The sequence below is a fragment of the Ruegeria sp. AM4 genome (assembly GCF_056540665.1).
Genome location: NZ_JBQFXD010000005.1, coordinates 206,226 through 228,084 on the forward strand (window position 1 = coordinate 206,226; position 21,859 = coordinate 228,084).

22 protein-coding genes are annotated in these 21,859 nt (G+C 59.9%); 4 read left to right on the top strand and 18 right to left on the bottom strand.

Features of this window, described 5'->3' with window-relative positions:
• Nucleotide 1: 1 nt before the first annotated feature.
• The 11 genes from ACR0JA_RS12340 to trpS all read right to left on the bottom strand — a co-directional run bounded on the left by ACR0JA_RS12340 (nt 2) and on the right by trpS (nt 9,596).
• Entirely contained in the window at nt 2-1,012 is a 1,011-nt protein-coding gene (locus ACR0JA_RS12340) for an ABC transporter permease (protein WP_480574857.1), read from the bottom strand.
• Nucleotides 1,012-2,106 carry an ABC transporter permease gene (locus tag ACR0JA_RS12345; RefSeq protein ID WP_480574860.1) on the bottom strand — a complete coding sequence of 365 codons (1,095 nt, stop codon included), beginning with the start codon at nt 2,104-2,106 and terminating at the stop codon, nt 1,012-1,014. Before ACR0JA_RS12345 ends, ACR0JA_RS12340 begins: the two co-directional genes overlap by 1 nt.
• Nucleotide 2,107: 1 nt before the next feature.
• Nucleotides 2,108-3,637 carry an ABC transporter ATP-binding protein gene (locus tag ACR0JA_RS12350; protein WP_480574863.1) on the bottom strand — a complete coding sequence of 510 codons (1,530 nt, stop codon included), beginning with the start codon at nt 3,635-3,637 and terminating at the stop codon, nt 2,108-2,110.
• A gap of 87 nt (nt 3,638-3,724) precedes the next feature.
• Nucleotides 3,725-4,723 (bottom strand): BMP family lipoprotein, encoded by a 999-nt coding sequence (locus ACR0JA_RS12355; RefSeq protein WP_480574865.1) that lies wholly within the window; start codon nt 4,721-4,723, stop codon nt 3,725-3,727.
• A gap of 146 nt (nt 4,724-4,869) precedes the next feature.
• Nucleotides 4,870-5,295 (bottom strand): GNAT family N-acetyltransferase, encoded by a 426-nt coding sequence (locus ACR0JA_RS12360; protein ID WP_480574868.1) that lies wholly within the window; start codon nt 5,293-5,295, stop codon nt 4,870-4,872.
• Nucleotides 5,292-5,879, bottom strand: coding sequence for a tRNA (adenosine(37)-N6)-threonylcarbamoyltransferase complex dimerization subunit type 1 TsaB (gene tsaB, locus ACR0JA_RS12365; protein WP_480574871.1), 588 nt, complete (start codon nt 5,877-5,879; stop codon nt 5,292-5,294). Before tsaB ends, ACR0JA_RS12360 begins: the two co-directional genes overlap by 4 nt.
• A complete protein-coding gene (locus tag ACR0JA_RS12370; protein ID WP_480574874.1) occupies nt 5,869-6,432 on the bottom strand; it encodes a NifU family protein in 564 nt (187 codons plus the stop codon). The genes tsaB and ACR0JA_RS12370 overlap by 11 nt, the downstream gene beginning before the upstream one ends.
• Before the next feature lie 69 nt (nt 6,433-6,501).
• A complete protein-coding gene (locus ACR0JA_RS12375) occupies nt 6,502-7,095 on the bottom strand; it encodes a DsbA family protein (protein WP_480574877.1) in 594 nt (197 codons plus the stop codon).
• Nucleotides 7,096-7,105: 10 nt separating this feature from the next.
• On the bottom strand, nt 7,106-7,561 hold the full coding sequence (locus ACR0JA_RS12380) for a universal stress protein (protein ID WP_480574880.1): 456 nt from the start codon (nt 7,559-7,561) through the stop codon (nt 7,106-7,108).
• 73 nt (nt 7,562-7,634) lie between these two features.
• Nucleotides 7,635-8,498, bottom strand: coding sequence for a branched-chain amino acid aminotransferase (locus tag ACR0JA_RS12385; protein WP_480574883.1), 864 nt, complete (start codon nt 8,496-8,498; stop codon nt 7,635-7,637).
• 69 nt (nt 8,499-8,567) lie between these two features.
• Nucleotides 8,568-9,596 carry a tryptophan--tRNA ligase gene (gene trpS / locus ACR0JA_RS12390; protein ID WP_480574886.1) on the bottom strand — a complete coding sequence of 343 codons (1,029 nt, stop codon included), beginning with the start codon at nt 9,594-9,596 and terminating at the stop codon, nt 8,568-8,570.
• A gap of 85 nt (nt 9,597-9,681) precedes the next feature.
• On the opposite strand from trpS, the gene ACR0JA_RS12395 reads away from it, so the two are divergent.
• Nucleotides 9,682-10,368: a rhomboid family intramembrane serine protease gene (locus ACR0JA_RS12395; protein ID WP_480574889.1), complete on the top strand. Its 687-nt coding sequence runs from the start codon at nt 9,682-9,684 to the stop codon at nt 10,366-10,368.
• Here ACR0JA_RS12395 and murJ read toward each other — a convergent pair whose 3' ends face one another.
• Genes murJ through ACR0JA_RS12410 form a run of 3 tightly spaced genes read right to left on the bottom strand, consistent with a single transcriptional unit; the run spans nt 10,369 to nt 15,858 of the window.
• Entirely contained in the window at nt 10,369-11,910 is a 1,542-nt protein-coding gene (murJ, locus tag ACR0JA_RS12400; RefSeq protein WP_480574892.1) for a murein biosynthesis integral membrane protein MurJ, read from the bottom strand.
• The gene (locus ACR0JA_RS12405) at nt 11,907-14,726 is read right to left on the bottom strand and encodes a [protein-PII] uridylyltransferase (protein WP_480574895.1); all 2,820 of its coding nucleotides are present in this window, start codon (nt 14,724-14,726) and stop codon (nt 11,907-11,909) included. The genes murJ and ACR0JA_RS12405 overlap by 4 nt, the downstream gene beginning before the upstream one ends.
• The gene (locus tag ACR0JA_RS12410; RefSeq protein WP_480574898.1) at nt 14,686-15,858 is read right to left on the bottom strand and encodes a penicillin-binding protein activator; all 1,173 of its coding nucleotides are present in this window, start codon (nt 15,856-15,858) and stop codon (nt 14,686-14,688) included. The genes ACR0JA_RS12405 and ACR0JA_RS12410 overlap by 41 nt, the downstream gene beginning before the upstream one ends.
• A gap of 87 nt (nt 15,859-15,945) precedes the next feature.
• Between ACR0JA_RS12410 and rsmI the strand changes: the two genes are divergently transcribed.
• From rsmI to gshB, 3 genes are all read left to right on the top strand, one after another.
• A complete protein-coding gene (rsmI, locus tag ACR0JA_RS12415) occupies nt 15,946-16,803 on the top strand; it encodes a 16S rRNA (cytidine(1402)-2'-O)-methyltransferase (RefSeq protein ID WP_480574901.1) in 858 nt (285 codons plus the stop codon).
• Between the two features lies 1 nt (nt 16,804).
• On the top strand, nt 16,805-17,176 hold the full coding sequence (locus ACR0JA_RS12420; RefSeq protein WP_480574904.1) for a YraN family protein: 372 nt from the start codon (nt 16,805-16,807) through the stop codon (nt 17,174-17,176).
• 61 nt (nt 17,177-17,237) lie between these two features.
• Nucleotides 17,238-18,170 carry a glutathione synthase gene (gene gshB, locus ACR0JA_RS12425; RefSeq protein ID WP_480574906.1) on the top strand — a complete coding sequence of 311 codons (933 nt, stop codon included), beginning with the start codon at nt 17,238-17,240 and terminating at the stop codon, nt 18,168-18,170.
• On the opposite strand, the gene ACR0JA_RS12430 is transcribed toward gshB, so the two are convergent.
• Genes ACR0JA_RS12430 through cobU form a run of 4 tightly spaced genes read right to left on the bottom strand, consistent with a single transcriptional unit; the run spans nt 18,167 to nt 21,779 of the window.
• Nucleotides 18,167-19,681 carry a YifB family Mg chelatase-like AAA ATPase gene (locus ACR0JA_RS12430; RefSeq protein ID WP_480574909.1) on the bottom strand — a complete coding sequence of 505 codons (1,515 nt, stop codon included), beginning with the start codon at nt 19,679-19,681 and terminating at the stop codon, nt 18,167-18,169. The two genes, gshB and ACR0JA_RS12430, sit on opposite strands and share 4 nt — an antisense overlap.
• 58 nt (nt 19,682-19,739) lie before the next feature.
• Nucleotides 19,740-20,624, bottom strand: a complete 885-nt coding sequence (locus tag ACR0JA_RS12435; protein WP_480574912.1) for a glutathione S-transferase — start codon at nt 20,622-20,624, stop codon at nt 19,740-19,742.
• 58 nt (nt 20,625-20,682) lie between these two features.
• Entirely contained in the window at nt 20,683-21,261 is a 579-nt protein-coding gene (locus tag ACR0JA_RS12440) for a histidine phosphatase family protein (RefSeq protein WP_480574915.1), read from the bottom strand.
• Nucleotides 21,258-21,779, bottom strand: coding sequence for a bifunctional adenosylcobinamide kinase/adenosylcobinamide-phosphate guanylyltransferase (gene cobU, locus ACR0JA_RS12445; RefSeq protein WP_480574917.1), 522 nt, complete (start codon nt 21,777-21,779; stop codon nt 21,258-21,260). Before cobU ends, ACR0JA_RS12440 begins: the two co-directional genes overlap by 4 nt.
• Nucleotides 21,780-21,859 lie beyond the last annotated feature (80 nt).

Consider the following 21,859-nt stretch of genomic DNA (forward strand, 5'->3'; position numbering starts at 1 on the left):
ATCAACGCTCTTTCACATAGGGTTCGCCACCTGCACGAGGCGGTACAGCCTTGCCAACAAACCCGGCCAGAATGACCACAGTCAGGATATAGGGCAGGGCGTCCATCATCTGTACGGGGATCACGATCCCGCCCAGATCGATATTCTGGAACCGCAGCGCGATGGCTTGCAGCAATCCGAACAGCAAACAGGCCCACATCGCATGCCAGGGTCTCCATTTGGCGAAGATCAGCGCCGCCAACGCGATGAATCCTCGTCCTGCGGTCATCTCTTTGACGAAGCCCGCTTGCAGCGCCGTGGCCAGATACGCACCAGCGACCCCACACAAGATGCCGCAGATTGCGACCGCAGCGAACCGCAGACCAACGACGGACACCCCGGCCGTGTCAACGGCAGCAGGGTTTTCGCCAACCGCCCGCAAGCGGAGGCCAAATCGGGTGCGATACAAGATCCACCACGTTGCCGGAACCATCAAGAAAGCGACATAGACCAGAATGGAATGGCCCGAGAGCAGCTCGGAATAGATCAGATGAAGGATGTTTGCCTCGGACATGAGCTCAGATACCGAGCGCCCGGTTTCTTCGGCATCCTGCGGGCCGATGGCCAGCGGGAACTCGGCGGATTCAAAGCGCCCGCCGCCGAACAATGACGGTGTTCGCCCGCCCTGCTGAAACCAGCTTTGCGCCACCAGAACTGTCATCCCTGACGCCAGGAAGTTGATGGCGACGCCCGAAATCAGCTGATTGCCGCGGAATGTGATCGACGCGACCCCGTGCAGACCCGACAGGATCAGCGACGCGGTAACCCCGGCCAGCAGGCCCAGCCAGACCGACCCGGTCACAGCTGCCACCGCCGCCGAGAAGAATGCCGACATCAGCATCTTGCCCTCGAGACCGATGTCGAAAATACCGGCGCGTTCCGAATATAGCCCGGCCAGACAAGCCAGCAGCAGAGGTGTGGCCAGACGAATGGTCGAGTCTAGGACCTGAATGAGTGTGACAAATACCTCCATCAGTCCGCCCTCGCCCGGAAGGTCAGGAACAGCTTTTCAAGCGGTATGCGCACCATGTTGTCCAATGCTCCGGTAAACAGAATGACCAATGCCTGAATGACGACGATCAGCTCGCGCGGGATCTGGGTCCACAACGCCAGTTCCGCGCCGCCTTGATAGAGGAACCCGAACAGCAGCGCTGCAAGAAACACCCCGAACGGGTGCGACCGGCCCATCAGCGCAACGGCGATACCGATAAAGCCAGCACCTTCGGTCGGGTTCAGCACCAGACGCTCGGCCTCGCCCATGACGTTGTTGATGGCCATCATCCCGGCCAGCCCGCCGGAAATCAGCATTGCGATGATCGTGATCCGCACCGGCGAGATACCGGCATAGACCGCGCCGGTTTCGGAAAAACCATAGGCCCGGATTTCATATCCCAGCCGGGTCCGCCAGATCAGAGCCCAGACCAAAACGCAGGCCAGAATTGCGACGAAGAATGAGATATTTGCGGGTGCGCCCCGGAATACGACATTTTCCGCAGTCGAGAACATTGACTGGAAACTCGGCAAGTGCGTCGCTTCGGGGAAGCGCGCGGTCGCAGGGTCCTGCGAACCGGCCGGTTTCATCACATTGACCAGCATGTAGTTCAGGAAGGCCGCAGCGATAAAGTTGAACATGATCGTGGTGATCACGATATGACTGCCGCGCTTGGCTTGCAGATAGGCCGGAATTGCGGCCCAGGCCGCGCCGAACAGGGCCGAGGCGGCGCAGGCGGCAAGCAGAGCGATGCTCCAGTGTGGCCACGGCACTGAAAGGCAGATGATGGCAACACCCAGCCCGCCCAGCATGGCCTGACCCTCCCCGCCGATATTGAACAGCCGTGCGTGAAAGGCAACGGCGACCGCAAGACCGGTGAACATGAAATTGGTCGCATAGTAGAGCGTGTAGCCCCAGCCATAGGTCGACCCCAGCGCGCCGGTGACCATCAGGTTTACCGCTTCAATCGGGTTTTCGCCGATGGCAAGGATCACGATCGCCGATAGGATTGCGGCCAACAGAAGGCTGATCAAAGGGATCAGAACCACGTCGGCCCATTTGGGCATCTTTTCCATGTTACGCGGCCTCCCCGGCAACACCGGCCATCAACAGGCCCAGTTCTTTTTCATCTGTTTCGTGCGGCAGGCGTTCGCCCATGATATGACCGTCGAACATCACTGCGATCCGGTCGGACAGCGAGAATATTTCTTCCAGTTCGACCGAGACCAGCAGGATTGCCTTGCCCTGGTCACGCAGGGCGACGATCTGCTTGTGAATGAACTCAATCGCACCGATATCCACGCCGCGCGTGGGCTGGCCCACCAGCAGCAGATCCGGATTTCGCTCAATCTCGCGCGCGACGACAATCTTTTGCTGGTTGCCGCCCGAAAAGCTTTTGGCCGTCAGCCAGGCGTTGGGCGGGCGGACATCGAATTTCTCGATCTTGGCTTCGGTATCGGCGCGCAGTGCCGCGTTGTCCATGAATAGCCCACGTTTGTAGGCCGGATCGCGGTGATAGCCGAAGGCCACGTTTTCCCAAGCATGAAAGTCCATGATTAGACCTTCGCGCTGCCGATCTTCGGGCACGTGCGCGATATGCTGCGCCCGCCGGGCCTGACCGTCAGAGCCATGACCGCTGAGCGGCAGGGACTCTCCATTCAGTTTGATCAAACCCTGTCCGGGACGCATCCCTCCCAGAACTTCAAGCAGTTCGGATTGGCCGTTACCGGCAACACCAGCGATGCCGACAATTTCGCCCGCACGAACGGTCAGGTCGATACCCTTGACCCGCTCGACACCCGACGAGTCAAAGACCTGCAGGTTTTCGATTTCCAGAATCGGTTTGCCGGGTTGGGCCGGAACCTTGTCGACCTGCAACAGCACTTTGCGGCCAACCATCAGTTCGGCCAGCTCTTCCGGGTTCGTCTCGGCCGTTTTCACTGTGGCGGTCATTTGACCACGACGCATCACCGACACCGTGTCAGTATTCTCCATGATCTCTCGCAGCTTATGCGTGATCACGATGATCGTTTTGCCCTCGGCCCGCAGCCGGTCAAGGATGCGGAACAGCTGATCGGCCTCGGCCGGGGTCAGCACGCCGGTAGGTTCGTCCAGAATCAGAATCTCGGCCTTGCGGTACAGAGCTTTGAGGATCTCGACCCTCTGTTGCATGCCGACGCCAATCTCGTCGATGCGTTTGTCGGGGTCGACGAACAGCTCGTATTCTTCTTCAAGCTCTTTCAGTTCTTTGCGGGCTTTGGCCAATGACGGGGCAAGCAGCCCGCCATCCTCGGCGCCCAGAACGATGTTTTCCAGAACGGTGAAATTCTCGACCAGTTTGAAATGTTGGAATACCATCCCGATGCCCGAGGCGATGGCCGCCTGGCTGTCAGGGATGTCGGTCTTGGTGCCGTTGATCCAGATCTCACCTTTGTCGGCCTTGTAGAAACCGTAGAGAATGCTCATCAGCGTGGACTTGCCCGCGCCGTTTTCACCGATGATCCCGTGGATCGTACCGGGGGCGACGCTGATCGAGATGTCCTTGTTGGCCTGAACCGGCCCAAAGGCTTTGGAAATCCCTTTGAGCTCAATGGCGGGGACGGTCATGTCTTGTCCTCAATTGCCGAAAAGGGCCGCGCAAATGCAGGGCGGCAGAGTGGAAGCAGGGCGGGGAGACCCCCGCCCCACGCGATATCAGAACTGAAGTGCAGGGCAGCTGTCGTTCTCGTAGTAGCTGACGACCGTTATATCACCATCGATGATGTCGCTGCGGGCGTCGCTTACCGCGTCGCTCATCTGGGGCGAAACAAGTGCTTCGTTGTTTTCGTCCATTGCGACGCCAACACCATCTTCGGCCAGGCCCATGGTGAATACACCGGTTTCTACGTCTTCACCGGCCTTCATGGCTTCGTAGACGGCAACGTCGACGCGCTTGAGCATCGAGGTCAATACCTTGCCCGGATGCAGGTGGTTCTGGTTGCTGTCCACGCCGATCGACAGGATGCCTTCGTCTGCAGCAGTTTGCAGAACGCCTACGCCGGTACCGCCGGCGGCGGCATAGATCACGTCAGCACCCTGACTGATCTGGGCTTTGGTCAGTTCCGAGCCTTTGACCGGGTCGTTCCACGCCGCAGGGGTGGTGCCGGTCATGTTGGCGATCACGTTGACGTCCGGGTTCACCGCCTTGGCACCCTGAGCGTAGCCGCATCCAAAGTGGCGGATCAGGGGCACGTCCATGCCACCGATAAAGCCAACGGTGCCTGACTTCGATGCCATCGCCGCCATCATGCCAACAAGGTACGATCCTTCATGCTCGGCAAAGCCAACCTGACGCAGGTTGGGTACGTCCAGCCAGGTCACGTCGACAACGACAAATTTCGTGTCAGGGTAATCCGGTGCAACCGTGCTGAGCGGATCTGCCATGGCAAAGCCCATGGTGATGATCGGGTTGGCTCCTGCTTCGGCAAAGCGGCGCAGCGCCTGTTCGCGCTGGGCTTCCGATTGCAGTTCGATCTCGCGGTATTTGCCACCGGTCTCGTTGGCCCAACGCTGCGCGCCGTTATGCGCTGCTTCGTTGAAGGATTTGTCGAACTTGCCACCCAGGTCAAAGATCAGGGCCGGTTCTGCCAAGGCGGCGCCGGCTGTCAGTGCAACCGCAGTGGCCGCGCCCATCAAGGATTTCATCAGGGTCATTTGTTACTCCCGTTGGTTTTTTGTCGGTCCAAGGCCAAGATAGCCCCGTTTACCCACTCAGAGCGAGCATAACCGTTGTGATGGCGGGAATTAAGAGCGTTTGCAACACCGGGGGTCAACTGAAATTTGACCATATGGTCCAAAAATTACGTTTGACCCGTGGATAACAGGCGTTCCATCACGATCGCGTCCATGTTCGGAGCGTTCTCGCGCAGATAATACGCATGTCTGGACCCGCACTGCACATAGCCGCAGCTTCGATACAGCGCGAGGGCCGGGATATTGTCCGCGGCGACGTCCAAGACCGAGCGCGTCGCCCCCAGCCGGAGTGCCTCGTTGTGCCAGGTTTGCATGATCTTGCGGGCCAGGCCTTGATTCTGATGATCCGGGTGCGTGGCGATTGTCAGCAATTCGCCCGCGTCTGCAATCACCTGGTAAACGGCGAAAGAGGCTTTGTTCCCAACAACATGGGTGAATCGATTTGACAAAAGGTCGGTAAATTCATCCGCCGTCCACGGACGGGACTGGGTAAAGGCCGCAGCGTGGGTCGATGCCATGTCCTGCGGTGTCATCCGTCCAAAAGTACCGGCGGTACATCGCTGGAAGGCGCGGCGTCAGCAGGGCGAACGTAGCAGGGGGCAGGTGCTGGCAGGACCTCGGACCGGCGATTCGCGGCGACGCGCGCGATGGCCTGCACTTGCGACGCCGGGTCGTCGCACAAGTACAAAGGCCCAAGCGCGTCGGCTTCGTTGCGACTGATCAGGCGCGGCTCGTCGCCTGCGGCTTGAACATAGACCTGATCGCGGGGGGCCGGTATGGCCGGGATGCGCGCGGGCTCAAGGAACGCAAGGGCCTCAAATCCGGTGACCCCGACGGCAGGGACCGACAGCCCAAGTGCAAGGCCACGCGCTGCCGAGACAGAGATTCGGATGCCCGTGAAATTACCTGGCCCGACGCCAACGCCAATGGCATCCAGATTCTGCCACGTGCATTGTGCTTCGGCCAAAACCTCTTCCAGCAACGGCATCAACCGTTCCGCCTGCCCGCGTCGCATCGTTTCGACGCGCGTGGTCACGATTTCAGTGCCGCGCAACAAAGCGGCCGCGCAATGCGCGGCCGATGTATCAAATGCCAGTATGGTCGGGTCAGGCGACAACCGGGCGCACCTCGACCACTTCGGGAATATAGTGGCGCAGCAGATTTTCGATCCCCATTTTCAGCGTGATCGTTGACGAGGGGCAACCCGCGCAGGCGCCCTGCATATGCAGATAGACAATACCGCGGTCAAAGCCATGGAACGTGATGTCGCCACCATCCTGTGCCACTGCCGGGCGGACGCGGCTATCCAACAAGTCTTTGATTTGGTGAACGATTTCAGCGTCCTCTCCGGTGTGCTCGGCATGGCCGGCAGCCGCGGCTGCGTCGGCGCCCATCACCGGCTGGCCGGATTGGAAATGCTCCATCACCGCGCCCAGAATAGCGGGTTTGATGTGGTCCCATTCAACATCGTCGGACTTGGTCACGGTGACGAAATCGTTCCCGAAGAACACGCCGGTGACGCCATTGACTGCAAAAATGCGGCTTGCCAGCGGTGATTTCTCGGCCGCCTCGGCGGACGGAAAATCTGCGGTACCCGCATCCAACACGGTCTGGCCGGGCAGGAATTTCAATGTGGCCGGATTCGGTGTGGATTCAGTCTGGATGAACATGGCGCGTCTCCGATTTGGGTGCCACAGATATGCGCCCGGACACGGCGGAAGTCAAGAATTGGAACGATTCTAAATTGTCGCCGCCTGAGATATCGCGGCATCCAAACGATCATCTCCCCAAAACAGCTCGTCACCTACGACAAAACTGGGCGCTCCGAAAATGTCCAGAGATTTGGCGCGCGCCACCTGCGCGAACAGTGCCTGTTTGATGTCCGAATCGCCCGCACGGGCCAGCATGTCCGAAGACACATCGGACGCAGTCAGGCATTCGGTCAGAACCGAAGTGTCGGATATGTCTCGCCCAGCCCCGAATTGCGACGAAAACACCGCGCGCGCAAATCTTGCGCGCTCGCCATCATCGGACAGGGCCAAGGCCAACCGCGCGGCCGTCAGGCTGTTGGCCGGAAAGACGTCCGGACGATGCAAGGGAAGATCACGCGCTGCACAGAGCCGTTCCATATCGCGCCACATGTAACGGCCTTTGGCGGGGTAGATATCGAACGGCGAGTTGTTCCAGCCCTGTTCCGCGAAAATCGGCCCCAGCAAGAAGGGTTCCCACAGCACGGAAACCCCTTGCTCTTGGGCCGCTTGTTCAATGCGCATCGCGCTGAGATACGAGTAGGTCGATGCAAAATCGAACCAGAACTGGATTTGCGCGCCCATGTGAATACCGTCAGGTGATTTCTTCCAGCTTTTCCTTGCTCAGATCACCCGGCACGATGGTGATCGGTATGGGCAGGCTGCCCGAGTTCTTGGTCAATTGCGTGACCAGAGGACCCGGACCTTTCTTGTCCGTACCCGCGCCCAGAACCAGAACCCCAATCTCCGGATCCTGCTGCACATGCTCAATGATCTGAGGCACCGGGTCGCCTTCGCGAATCGCCAGGTCAGGGTCGATGTTCTGCTTGTCCCGCATCCACTTCGCGAACACTTCATAATGGGCATGGATACGTTCACGTGCTTCTTCGCGCATGACTTCGGCAACACCGATCCAGTGGTTGAACTCATCCGGCGGGATCACCGACAAGATTGTCACACCACCACCAGTATGGGCTGCGCGCATAGCGGCAAACCGCATCGCGTTCAGGCATTCGCGGCTGTCATCCAGAACGACAAGGAATTTGCGCATGATTTTCCTCTATGATTTTCGGGGATCATGCCCGACTGCCAGCGCGCTGGCAACCAAACTGCACAGGTTCAACCTAACCTTCGCCTGCGGCCCAGTCCCAATACATCTCGCGTGCGCGTCGGGCAACCGGCCCGATCTGGTAGTGCGTGTCATCCAGGGCGGTAACTGGTGTCAGTTTGTTCATATTGCCGGTCATGAACACCTCGTCCGCGCTGTGGAATTCGTCAAAGCTCAGAACGGTTTCATGGACCGTGACACCATCGGCGCGCAGGTTCCTGATGTGGCGCGCGCGGGTGATGCCAGCCAGAAAGGTTCCGTTGGGGATCGGGGTGAACACCTCACCATCGCGAACCATGAAGATATTGGCAGTCGCCGTTTCCGCCACATGTCCCATCGCATCCGCCACAAGCGCGTTGGAAAAGCCCTTTGCACGCGCTTCCTGCAGCATGCGGGCGTTGTTGGGGTAAAGGCACCCGGCCTTGGCATTGACCACGGCGGATTCCAGAACCGGGCGGCGAAAGCGTGTGGTCGTCAATGTAATCGAGGCGGTCTCGGGCGCCATCGGGATCTCTTCCAGACAGATGGCAAAGCCGGTGCTGTTTTCCTGCGGAACGATCGCGGTTCGGTCGCCGTCGATACCCCAGTACATGGGGCGGATATAGACGGCCGCGTCCTCTGCGTAGCTCGTCAGCCCCTCGCGCACGATGTCGACCATTTGCTCGGGCGTCACGGTTGGCGTCAGCATCAGCGCCTCGGCCGAGCGGTTCACACGGGCGCAATGCGCCTCAAGATCCGGGGACATACCATCGAAAAAGCGTGCGCCGTCAAAGACCGACGAGCCCAACCAGGCACCGTGGTCGGCCGCGCGCATGATCGGGGTGTCGCCGTTATGCCACTGGCCCTCGAAATAGGTGCGAATATTTTTGCCGACTGCCATGAAGCCCTCCCAAGCTTTGGGCAAACCTAGGAGGGCATCCGGCACAGGTCCAGAAGATTGTAAGGTCGATTAGCCCTGACCGGAACCGACCATCCCCACAATTTCATATGTCTGACGCAGGATCGGAGAGGTTATCTCGCGCGCCCGTTCCGCGCCACGCGCCAGAATGCGGTCGATCTCGGACTGATCGCCCATCAGACGCGCCATTTCAGACGTGATCGGTGACAGCTTTGCCACCGCCAGATCCGCAAGCATCGGCTTGAATTCACCAAATTGCCTGCCACCAACCTCGGCCAGCACCTGCTGAGGTGTCTGATCGCTGAGCGCGGCGTAGATATTCACCAGATTGCGCGCCTCGGGGCGGCCTTCCAGCCCGTCGACATCCGAGGGAAGCGCATCCGGGTCGGTCTTGGCCTTGCGGATCTTCTTGGCAATCGTTTCGGCATCGTCGGTCATGTTGAGCCGGCTCATGTCGGACGGGTCGGATTTCGACATCTTCTTGGCCCCGTCCCGCAAGCTCATGATACGGGTTGCGGCCCCTTCGATCACCGGCTCGGTGATGGGGAAGAAATCGACGCCGAAATCGTTGTTGAACTTGATCGCGATGTCGCGGGTCAGTTCAAGGTGCTGTTTCTGGTCATCGCCAACCGGAACATGTGTCGCGTGATAGACCAGAATGTCCGCAGCCATCAACGACGGGTACGCGAACAGTCCCAACGAGGCGTTCTGCTGGTTCTTGCCCGCCTTGTCCTTCCATTGCGTCATCCGCTGCATCCAGCCCATGCGGGCGACGCAATTGAAAATCCAGGCCAGCTGCGCGTGTTCGGGCACCTGGCTTTGGTTGAACAGGATCGACCGTTCCGGGTCGATGCCCGCAGCGATGAAACCGGCGCACAGCTCGCGGGTCGAATGCATCAGTTCCTTGGGGTCTTGCCAGACGGTGATCGCATGCAGATCGACCATGCAATAGACCGTCTCCATCTCGGGTCCTTGCATGTCGACAAAGCGTTTGAGCGCACCCAGGTAGTTACCAAGATGCAGGTTTCCCGAAGGCTGGATGCCGGAAAACACGCGGGGCGTGAATTTGGTTTCGGTCATCAAAGGGAACTCCCGTCTGGAAAAATCAGCCCCCGTCGCTTACCCATGAGGCCAAGGGACGTCAACAGCCGCGAAAGGCAGCCCAATGAGCAGTGAGCACAATACACATGCCGTGAACCCCCTGCCGCCCGTTGTCGTGGCGCTGGTTTTGTTCATCATGGGGATTGAACTGGCGTTCACGTTTGGCTCTCGCGGGCTGGTCGGCGGGCCGACTGCGGTTGGGTGGCGGCTGGACGCAATCCAGCATTATTCCTTTTCGCCCGATATCTTCGACTGGATGATCCAGAATGGCCGCTGGCCGTTTGAGCATGTGATGCGGTTTGTCACCTACCCGTTTGTCTCGGTCAGCTTCACGCAGGCGGTCTTTGTCAGCGTCTTCGTTCTGGCCATGGGGAAAATGGTTGGCGAGGTGTTCGGTGGGTTCCCGATGCTGATCATCTTTGTGCTGTCGGGTGTTGGCGGCGCGCTGGTCTATGCGTTGCTTTTGAACCCGCAATACCCCCTGATCGGAGGGTTTCCACCAGTCTACGGATTGATCGGCGCGTTCACATGGTTGCTGTGGCGCAAACTGTCATTGGTGGGCGAAAACCAAAGTCGCGCCTTTCAGCTAATCGCCGTTCTGATGGGCATCCAGCTTTTGTTCGGGCTTTTGTTTGGCGGAACCTTGGATTGGGTCGCCGATCTGGGCGGGTTCGCAACAGGGTTCGTGTTGTCATTCTTTCTGGCCCCGGGGGGTTGGGCGCGGATCGTCGGTCGCATTCGTCGCGACTGATCAGGACCGGCGCAGGGCCTTGCGGAACTCGGACAGTTCAAACGCGCCGAGCAGGTGGCCCAGGAAGAAATATGTGGCCGCAGCAATTTTGATCAGCAGGATCAGCGCCAGATACCGCCATCCGGACATGTTGAACGCCCATCCGAACAGATGAATGGCTGCGAACAGAACCGCCCCCATACCCAGCGACGCCGCCACGATCCGCCAAGCCTTGTGCCGGAAACGTTCGTCGAACCGGGCTTCGTCGCCCATCTGGCGCGCGCCCAGGGCCAGCAACAGAACCATCGCCCACCCGGCGACCGAGGCCGCGATTGCAGGCGCGATCCAGCCGACCAGCGGAAAAAGACCAAAGGCAAGGGCTGCGTTCACGATCATTGCGACCACAGCATAGTGGAAAGGCGCACGGGTATTTTCCCGCGCGAAATACAGCGGCTGCAGCAGTTTTTGCAGCATGAAGGCAGGCAAACCCAATCCGTAGATCGTCACGGCCAGAGCGGTCGCAGCTGTGTCTTCGGCCGTAAAGTGCCCGCGTTCGAACAGAACCGAAACCATTGGGTTCGGGATGATCACAAAGGCCACGGTCGAAGGGATGGTCAGAAGCAGCGTAAACTCACCAGCGCGGGAAAAGGCGTGGCGCGCACCGTCTTTGTCACCGGCGCGCAGGCGGCGCGACAGGTCGGGCAGCAGGACGATGCCCACCGCAATGCCGACGACGCCCAGCGGCAGTTGATACAGACGGTCCGCCGCAAAAAGCCAGCTGACCGCCTTTTCGGTCTTCGATGCCACAAGCTGCCCGACCACTAGATTGACCTGCGTCACCCCCATGGCCAGCGCTGCAGGAACCGCGATACGGACCATTCTGCGCATCTCGGGGCTGAGGCGCGGCACGCCGGGACGGATCCGAATACCCGCCCGTTCCGTTGCCACCCAGACCAGCGCCAGTTGTGCGATACCTGCAAGTGGGATGACGGCGATCAGCCAGCGGATCACCTCTCCACCGGACATTGCGCCAAAAATCAGGGCTGAGCAGGCAAAGATGTTCAGCAGAACCGGTGCGGCGGCAGCAGCGGCGAAACGCCCGGTTGCGTTCAGAACGCCCGAGAACAGCGCTGCAAGCGCCATGAACAGGATATACGGAAAGACCACGTATCCGTAGTCGACCGCCAGATCGAACCGTTCGTCGCCGTAGAACCCCTCGGCGGTGATCCAGACCAGCGCGGGCATGAACACCATCGCCAGCCCGACCAGTGCCAGTACGGCAATGGCCAGCAGGTTGAACGCATCCTGCGCAAAACCCTGCGCGTTTTCATCCGCTTCAAGCCGTTTGGAAAACATCGGTACGAAGGCGGCGTTGAACGCGCCTTCGGCAAAGAACCGGCGAAACATGTTTGGCAAACGAAAGGCGGCGACAAACGCGTCCATGACCGGCCCGGGGCCGATATAGGCGGTCAACAGGATTTCCCGCAGAAACCCCAGTATTCGGCTGGCCAGAGTCCAGAAACCCACGGTGAACAGGCCCGAGAACAGACGAATCTGCTTCATGAGGCCGCCCGCTCGGCACCTTCGGTGATGGCTTTACGCAGTTTGGCTTCAAGCCCGCGCTGTTTGCTTTCCGAGTGATATTTCAGACCGAACATGTCCTTGACATAGAAGGTATCGACCACCTGCTCGCCGTAGGTCGCGATGACCGCATTTGCGATATAGACATTGCCGCTTGCCAACGTTCGGGTCAGATCGAACAGCAGGCCGGGACGATCGCGGGTGTCGACTTCGATGATGGTGTAAATCTCGGAGCCGTCGTTGTCGAAGGTGATATGCGTCGGAACGTTGAAGGCGCGCTCGCGCTTTTTAATCTTGTCGCGCGATTTCAGCGCGTCGCCGGCTACAACTTCACCTTTGAGGGTTTTGTGGATCATTTGGGTCAGGCGCGGCAGGCGGCTGGCCTCGAACGGGTGGCCTTCGGCGTCCTGAATCCAGAACGCATCCGTCACATATCCGTCCTTGGTGGTATAGCTTCGGGCATCAACCACATTGGCACCAACCAGCGCCAGCGCACCGGCGATCCGGGCAAAGATGCCCGGGTGGTCCGCCATCGCGAAACAGGCGCGGGTGGCGTCGCGGTCTACGTCGGGATGCAGGCGGATCTCCATGTCGCCCGGATTGCCGCTTTTCTCCAATGCGCGCAGCATTTCGGCGAACTCGACATGAGTCGCCAAGTTCAGACCCTGCCAATACGGCTCATAGTGACGGCCGGTTTCCGTTTTGAGGTCACCCTTGGACCAATCCGCCAAAGCCGCGCGCAGGGCCTTTTTCGCCCCGGCCCCGCGATTGGCGCGGTTCAGGTCTTCCATACCTGTTTCGAGCGCCCGCTTTGTTTCCGCATGCAGCGCCCGCAACAAGGTTGCCTTCCAGTTGTTCCAGGTGTTTGGGCCAACCCCCCGAATGTCACAGACCGTCAAAACGGTCAGCAGGTCCAGCCGTTTCACCGTTTCGACCGCTTTGGCAAAATCGCGCACCGTACGCGGGTCCGAGATGTCGCGCTTCTGCGCCATGTCCGACATCAGCAGGTGATAGCGCACCAGCCATTCGACGGTCTCGGCATCGGATTTGTTCAAGCCCAGGCGAGGGGCAACCTTGCGCGCGATCTGCGCGCCCAAGATCGAGTGATCCTCGGGCCGGCCTTTGCCGATATCGTGCAGCAACAATGCCACATACAGGACCTTGCGATTGACACCGCGTTTCAGAATCGACGAGGCCAAAGGCAATTCCTCGATCAACTCGCCCCGTTCGATCTGAGCAAGATTGACGATGCATTGGATCGTATGCTCGTCCACCGTGTAGCTGTGATACATGTTGAACTGCATCATCGCGACGATGGGTTCGAACTCGGGCAAGAACGTCGACAAGACGCCCAATTCGTTCATCCGGCGCAAGGCGCGTTCGGGATTGCCGTGTTTCAGCATCAGGTCCAGAAAGATGCGCCGCGCTTCTTTGTCATTGCGCATGTCATCGTCAATGAGGCTCAGGTTGGCGGTCACCAGACGCATGGCATCCGGATGGATCAACATACCGGTGCGCAGGCCTTCCTCGAACAGTCGCAGCAGGTTCAGCTTGTCGGACAGAAAAGTCTTGGGATCGCTTACATCCAGGCGGCCATGTACCACCGCAAATCCGGGTTTGACCCGCGGCCTTCTGCGGAAGATACGTTCAAGCAGCGCTGCGCCCTTCACATGCGCCGCTTCCAGCTTGGTCAGGAAAATGCGCGTCAGCTCGCCGACCTTCGTCGCCTCGCGGAAATAGCGCTGCATGAAGACCTCGACCGCGCGCCGTCCGGCATGGTCCTGATAGCCCATGCGGTCGGCCACCTCGACCTGAAGGTCAAAGGTCAACTGCTCGGTGGCGCGCCCGGTGACCAGATGCAGATGCGAGCGGACCGCCCACAGGAAATCCTCGGCTTCGCGGAATGTTTGAAATTCTTCAGGGGTGAACAGACCAAGCGGCACAAGCTCGGCCACGTCATGAACGCCATAGATGTACTTGGCGATCCAATACAGCGATTGCAGGTCGCGCAGACCGCCCTTGCCCTCTTTGACGTTGGGCTCGACCATATAACGCTCACCCTGCTTTTGGTGGCGGGTGTCGCGCTCGGCCAGTTTGGCCTCGATAAATTCGCGTTCGCTGCCTTTGAACAATTCGTCCTTCAGGCGCTGTTCAAGCTCGTCCGCCAGCGCTTTGTCACCGGCCAGATAACGCTGTTCGAGCATGGCTGTGCGGATGGTGAAATCCTCGGCCCCCAATCGCAGACAATCCCGGGTCGTGCGCGAGGAATGGCCAACCTTCAACCGCAAATCCCACAGGATGTAGAGCATGGATTCAATCACGCTCTCGGCCCAGGCGGTGATCTTGTAGGGTGTCAGAAACAGAAGATCGACATCCGAGGCCGGTGCCATTTCTCCCCGGCCATAGCCACCAACCGCAAGAACCGCAATCTTTTCGCCCTGCGTGGGCGTTGCCAGCGGATGCAGATGTTCGCTTGCGACCTGCAGGGCGGTGAAGACCAGTTGGTCGGTCAGATAGGTGTACGACCGGGTCAGGGGTCGCGCATCAAAGGGGCGGGCAGCAAAGGCATCGGCAATCGCGCTGCGGCCCGCCTTCTGCGCATCACGCAAAACACGCACGGTGGCCGCGCGCATCTGCGAGTTGTCCGAGCAGTCCGCAAAGGCGTTCAAAAGCTGGGCACGCACCCCGGCGCTGTCGAAAATCAAATGATCCGGGCAGATCAGGGTGCCGCCGGGCGTCACACCTGTCCCGGGCCGATCAGAATCCGGCACCCGAGAAACTTTGTGGGGCAGGGTCAATCACAACCACCTGTTTGTTCTGGATCGTGGCAACCGCCAGACCGCGTTCGTTGGTGCCGTTCGGGCGCAATCTGAAGATACCGCCAACGCCCTGGAACCCGGCATTCTGCGTCAGTGCCGCGCCGGTCAGGGCGTTTGACTTACCCTGGCTCACCAACGCGCCGATGGCGGCGATGCCGTCATAAGCCAACCCGCTGATCGGATGCGGTGCCTCTCCATAGGTGGCGTTGTATCTCTGCCGGTAACCCGCCGCCTTGGCCGGATCAGGCAGCGCAAACCAGCCGCCCTGTACTCCCGGCAGCTCAAGCGTCTGCGGTGGAATATCCCATCGGGTCAGGCCGACAAACTGCGTTGTCGATGGCGACACACCTGCCTCGGGCAGCAACTGGCTGAACAGAGGCAATGCACCAGCTGTGGTTGCGGTCAGAAAGATCGAATCCGCACCCGACGAATCGATGGCGGATTTGATGGTCGGAACCGAGCTTATGACGCCCTGTTGCGACCGCTCGAACCCGACCGATCCGGCGTTGTTCACTCGGCTGTTGCTCAACGCTCCGGCGATGGCGGATTGACCAAGCTGGCCCGAGGCATCGTTGCTGTGTACGATTACCATCCCGGACTTGCCCTGTCGGCCCGCATAGTTGACCAGGCGGTTCGCCGTGTTGTCGAAAGTTGGGCCCAGCACATAGACGTTGCCGCCTGCAATGGTGGTGTTGTTCGAAAAGGACAGAACGTTCACGCCCTTGTCCAGAACCGCCAATCCGGCGGCATTTGCTGCTTGGGCATAGACCGGACCAAGAATGATCTTTGCCCCGTCCGAGACCGCTTGCTGCGCCGCCGTCGATGCTGCTGTCGCGCTGCCAGCCGTGTCGTAGACCCGCAAGTCGATATTGACATTCGGCAGATCGGACATCGCCAAACGGGCAGCATTTTCAAGGCTCTGAGCCAGTGCAGCATCACCGGATTGACCTGATCCGCGCGGCACCAGCAGGGCAACCGGGACCGGTTCCGAAGTGTTGATCGATGGTCCGCCGGAGTTCAGCCCGGGCTCGCAGGCCGCAACGAACGCGGCGGCTGTCAGCGCAAAGGCCAATCTGGTTAGTTTGCGGGCGGGCTTGCAAACGCTAAACATCTAAATGAAAACTCCCTGATCCGGCGGCCTAGGACGCTGCTGTTCTATGCGCCGCGATAATAAACGTCATGCTGTGAGGGTCCAGCTTTGAATTTTCAAAAGACCAGATTGGGCGCAGGTCTGTACTTTGTTGCCACTCCGATCGGCGCGGCCCGTGACATCACGCTCAGGGCGCTGGACATCTTGGCTTCGGCCGAAGTGATCGCCGCCGAAGACACGCGCAGTCTGCGCCGATTGATGGAGATCCATGGCGTACCGCTGGAGGGGCGGCGCATCCTGGCCTATCACGACCATTCCGGCGCAGGCGCGCGCGGGAAAATACTGGATGCGCTGGATGAGGGAAAATCAGTTGCCTATGCGTCAGAGGCGGGAATGCCGCTGATCGCCGACCCGGGCTATGATCTGGGCAAACAGGCGGCTGAGGCCGGTCATGTGGTCACCTGCGCGCCGGGTCCATCGGCAGCTTTGATGGCTTTGACCTTGGCGGGATTGCCGACGGATGCGTTCTTTTTTGCCGGGTTCTTGCCCAATGCCACAGGTGCAAGGCGGGCTCGGATCGAAGCGCTGCGCGATATTCCTGGCACTTTGGTCATTTACGAGTCCCCCAAGCGCGTCGCAGCCTGTCTGTCTGACTTGGCTGAAGTCCTCGGCGAAAACCGGCAGGCTGCAATGTGCCGCGAGTTGACCAAGAAATTCGAAGAGATCCGGCGCGGGTCTTTGGCGCAGCTGGCTGCCGCGCTGAAAGACGAGACCGTCAAAGGCGAGATCGTTCTGTTGGTGGATCGGGGGCATTCCGAAACTGTTAACGATTCCGACATAGAAGAGGCATTGATACAGGCGCTTGAGACACATTCGGTGCGCGATGCGGCCGATCTGGTGTCGCAAATGTTCAAGTTGCCACGCCGCCCGATTTACCAAAGGGCATTGAAACTGGGAAAGGAATGACATGTCCGCACGATCGGCTCGTAGCAGTGTTTCCTATCATGCCGGTCAATCTGCCGAACTGAGCGTGGCCGCCGATTATGAACGGCGGGGCTATAGCATCGATCAGCGCCGTTGGCGCGGGGCTGGGGGTGAGATTGACCTGATCGCCCGCGACGATAACGGGCTTGTTTTCATTGAGGTCAAGCAAAGCTCCAGCTTTGACCGGGCCGCCGCCCGGATCAGCCGCCGACAGATCGACCGCATCTGTGCCTCGGCAGCCCAGTATCTGGAGACCGAACCGGACGGCCAACTTACAAATGTGCGCTTTGATGCGGCGCTTGTGGATGGCTTGGGTGCCGTTCAAATCATAGAGAACGCGTTTGGGCATGTGTGATCCCCATTGAACACAAGGCTGGGCTGGGCCATGTAACTGGCGTGAGAACGAAGGACACGCCATGAAAATCGCCTTTCAGATGGACCCGATCGGGGCCGTGGACATCAATGCCGACAGCTCGTTCCGGCTGGCCGAAGAAGCGCAGGCGCGCGGCCACACGTTGTTTTTCTACAGCCCGGACCAGCTGGCCTATCAGGAAGGGCGCATTACGGCGCGCGGTCAGGACATGACGGTTCAGCGTATCTCCAGTGACCCGGCGATTCTGGGTCCCGAACGCGAAGTTGATCTGGCTGAGTTCGATGTGATCTGGCTGCGTCAGGACCCTCCGTTCGACATGCATTACATCACCTCGACCCATCTGCTCGACCGGCTGAAGGGTCAGGTTCTGGTGGTCAACGATCCGTTCTGGGTGCGCAACTACCCGGAAAAGCTGTTGGTTCTGGATTTCCCCGACCTCACGCCACCCACAACGATCGCGCGGGATTTGCAAACCATCAAGGCGTTCAAGGAAAAGCATGGCGACGTGATCCTGAAGCCGCTTTATGGCAATGGCGGTGCGGGCGTGTTTCGTTTGGATGCGAACGACCGCAACCTGACGTCGCTGCATGAGCTATTCACCGGTTTCTCGCGTGAGCCCTTGATCGTTCAGAAATTCCTGCCGGATGTCAGCAATGGCGACAAACGGGTGATTCTGGTCGACGGAGAGCCGGTTGGTGCCATCAACCGCGTCCCGGCGAAGGGGGAAACCCGATCAAACATGCATGTCGGTGGTCGTCCCGAAAAGATTGGCCTGACTGACCGCGACCTCGAAATCTGTGCCAGTATCGGCCCGCTTCTGAAAGAGAAGGGACAGATTTTTGTCGGTATCGATGTGATCGGCGATTACCTGACCGAGATCAACGTAACCTCGCCCACGGGCATTCAGGAACTGGAGCGGTTCGACGGCGTCAACATCGCCGCAAAGATCTGGGACGCGATCGAAAGCAAAATCTAGGACGCAGCTTTGGCGCTGATGCGAAAGCTCAGCGCCTCGGCCACATGCGGGCGGCGGATGTTTGCGGCACCCTCCAGATCTGCGATCGTCCGGGCGACACGAAGGATGCGGTGAAACGCGCGCGCGGACAGGCCGAACCGGTCCGCAGCCTTCAGCAGCAGGTCCTTGCCTTCGGCATCTGGTGCGGCGATTTCTTCCAGCAGTTTTCCCTCGACATCGGCGTTCTGGCGGGTTGCAGGTGTGTCCCGAAACCGTTCTGCCTGAATGCGGCGGGCATTCTCGACCCGTTCCGCGACCGTGGCAGAGCTATCGCCAGATGGTGGCAGGTCCAGATCGGTGAATCCGACCGGAGGCACCTCAATGCGCAGATCGAACCGGTCCATCAATGGACCTGAGATACGTCCGAGATAGTCCTCGCCACAGACCGGCGCGCGCGAACAGGCCCGCGCCGGATCAGTCAGATATCCGCATTTACAAGGGTTTGCCGCCGCCACCAGCATAAACCGGCAAGGATATTTCACGTGGGCGTTGGCGCGCGCGACCATGACTTCGCCTGTTTCGATCGGTTGGCGCAGGGTTTCCAGAACCGTACGCGGGAATTCGGGAAACTCATCCATGAACAAAACGCCGTTATGCGCCAGCGAAATCTCTCCGGGTTTGGCCCCTTTTCCGCCGCCGACAATAGCTGCCATCGAGGCCGTGTGGTGCGGTTCGCGAAACGGGCGCGCGCGGCTGATACCACCTTCGTCCAGCAAGCCGCACAGGGACTGGATCATCGAGGTTTCCAATGCCTCGGCGGGGGTCAAAGGGGGTAAGATACCCGGCAAACGCGCGGCGAGCATGGATTTGCCCGATCCGGGCGTTCCGATCATGATCAGATGATGCCGTCCGGCAGCGGCGATCTCGAGCGCACGCTTGGCCCGTTCCTGGCCTTTGACGTCGCGAAGGTCCCGCTCGGTTGGTGGGAGCAGGACCTCGCCTGGCATAGCCGCGTCCAAAGGAGCTTGGCCGGAAAAATGGCGTACCACATCGCCCAGGGAATCCGCGCCGATAACCTGCGCTGCATCGACCCAGGCGGCCTCGGCACTCGAGGCGCGGGGGCACAGCAGGCTGCGATCTCCGGTCGCAGCGGTCATCGCGGCTGGCAAGGCTCCGACCACAGGCACCAGTGAGCCGTCCAGCGACAACTCGCCCAGCGCGACCGCGCCCTCGGCGGCATCGGCGGGGATGATGTCGAGGGCCGACAACAAGGCCATGGCGATTGGCAGGTCGAAATGACTGCCCTCTTTCGGCAGGTCGGCGGGGGACAGATTGATGGTGATCCGTTTCGACGGCAAGGCGATAGCCATCGAACTGAGCGCGCTGCGCACGCGGTCGCGCGCCTCAGACACCGCCTTGTCGGGCAGACCGACGATCGAAAACGCAGGGAGGCCAGGCGAGACGGCGCATTGCACCTCGACCGGGCGGGCATCGACCCCCTGAAACGCGACGGTATGGGCGCGGGCAACCATGGCTTTCCTGCTCTTGGCCTGTTCTTGGTTAACAGGACGTTGCTGCCATGAATGCAGTTTAGGATTCGTTAACGGCGCGCGTCATTGTTTGGAATTTCGACCAGGCCCCCGGATCGGCAACGGTCTTGTCGCGGCAGAAGGCGTTGCAAAACCCCCAGATCCGCCCGTCGAGTTCCAGATTATGCGTCACAGCGTCGCCGGAATAGGGGCAATTGGCGTTGATCGCAGGCCCGGCCACTGTCGCGGTGGCCCCTGAGTTGCCGCCAATGGGCCAGGGCGACGACGGCAAGTCCTGTGGGTATGGGAACGGGTCATACTCTATCGTCAAACCCATCGCGCGCCATTGGCGGACAGCTGTATCCGACAGTAGCTCGAGGCAATAGGCGCGGTTTGCGTCCGATACTGGCAGGCCGTATCCGATGATCCGCGCGGCTACTGGCGTGTAGAACACGTCAGCCAGAGAGTAGGATCCAAACAGAGGGCCAGACTTCGCCCCGGAAATGGTGCGGGCGTGTTCCCACAAAGCCTCGATCCGGGCCAGATCGGCGATGGTATCGGCGGATGGGGTAAAGCCCTCCCAGCGATGCATCAATTGCATCGCACATTCGCCACGCAGCGACAAAAACCCCGCCACCATTTCCGCGCACAGCCAGCGGGCGGTGGCTCGGGCTGCAGGGTCGCTGGGCCAAAGCCCGGCATCCGGGTGCCGCTCGGCCAGGGTTTCGGCCATGGCCAGGCTTTCGCCGACCACGGTTCCATCCGCAAGGCGAAGCGCTGGCACAAGCCGGGCGGGCGCAAGAGGTGCCATATCCTGCGCCATCGTTCCCGAGTAAAGCCCCACCAAATGCGAGCGATACGGCAGGCCGAACTTTTCCAGCATCAGCCAACCGCGCAAGGACCAACTGGAAAACAGGCGGTCGCCGATAAAGAGATCATAGGTCATGACCAAACGATGACCGACCAAAGCATTGCCGTAAATCAGAGATTTGTGCGCCCGTCGATCACGGACAATGATTGATCCGCCCGACCGACCAGCCCTCTGGATGACGGGTGATTTCAGTGACCGACAAATTGTCGATGCGGTGCGAAAACGCCTGTTGTGCATCCACGTTCAGCGCCCGTTGTACCTGCGTCAGTATCACCCCGAAATGCACGACCACGATCAGGTCATGACCGGGAAATTCCGCGATCAACCTGCCCAGCGTAGCATCGACACGCGCCCTCACCTGGTTCCAGCTTTCGCCGTCGGGCGGGCGCACATCCCCGGGATTGTCCCAATAGGCGAAGGCGAGGTCTGGATCCTCGGCCTCAATCTCGGCGAAGGGGCGCAGCTCCCACGCGCCGAAATTGATCTCGCGCAGATCGGTATGATGCGGCAGTCGGCGGCGGTCGCCTTGAATGGCCGTGGCTGTGTCGGCGGCGCGCGAAAGATCTGAGGATACCACAATCCCGCCCAGCGGCAGATGGGCTTGCAACCGGTCAATCGCGGCCTGATCGCTCAGGTCCGCGGGCAGGTCGGACCACCCTACCATGGTCTTTGCGTGGGTCGGCCCATGTCGGACCAGATGCAACCGGGTCATGGCAATTGCCCTTTCAGAACCTGCGGCAATCCAGAAATGACCTGAACGACCAGATCGGCCTGTGCGGCAAGTGCGATATTTAGCCGCCCCTGTGCCTCGCGAAATCTGCGCGACAGAGCATTGTCGGGCACAATGCCCTGGCCGACCTCGTTCGAGACGACGACCAGATCCGCAGAACAGCTGCGCAGGGCGTTCAGAAATGACGCTTGTTCCTGTTCCAGGTCATGTTCGGCCAGCAGGTGGTTGGTCAGCCACATTGTAGCGCAATCGATCAGGCCAATTTGATCGTGTGTCATAGCCCTCAGGGCTGGTGTCAGGTCAAACGGAGCCTCTATTGTCGCCCAACCGGCGCCCCGTTGTGCAATATGTTGCTTAATTTTTAGGCGCATCTCATCATCAAACACTTGTGATGTTGCGAGATACAGGCGATTTTTTCCAGATGTAACAACGAGTTGCTCGGCAAAAGCCGACTTTCCCGATGCTGCGCCGCCAAGAACAAAGGTTAAATTGGGACGCACTATTCTTACCTTTCTGGTGATCCACCCGGTACCGTCCTGCGTATCGACCACAGATCGGCAAGGCAAGCCCGGCCAGCGCC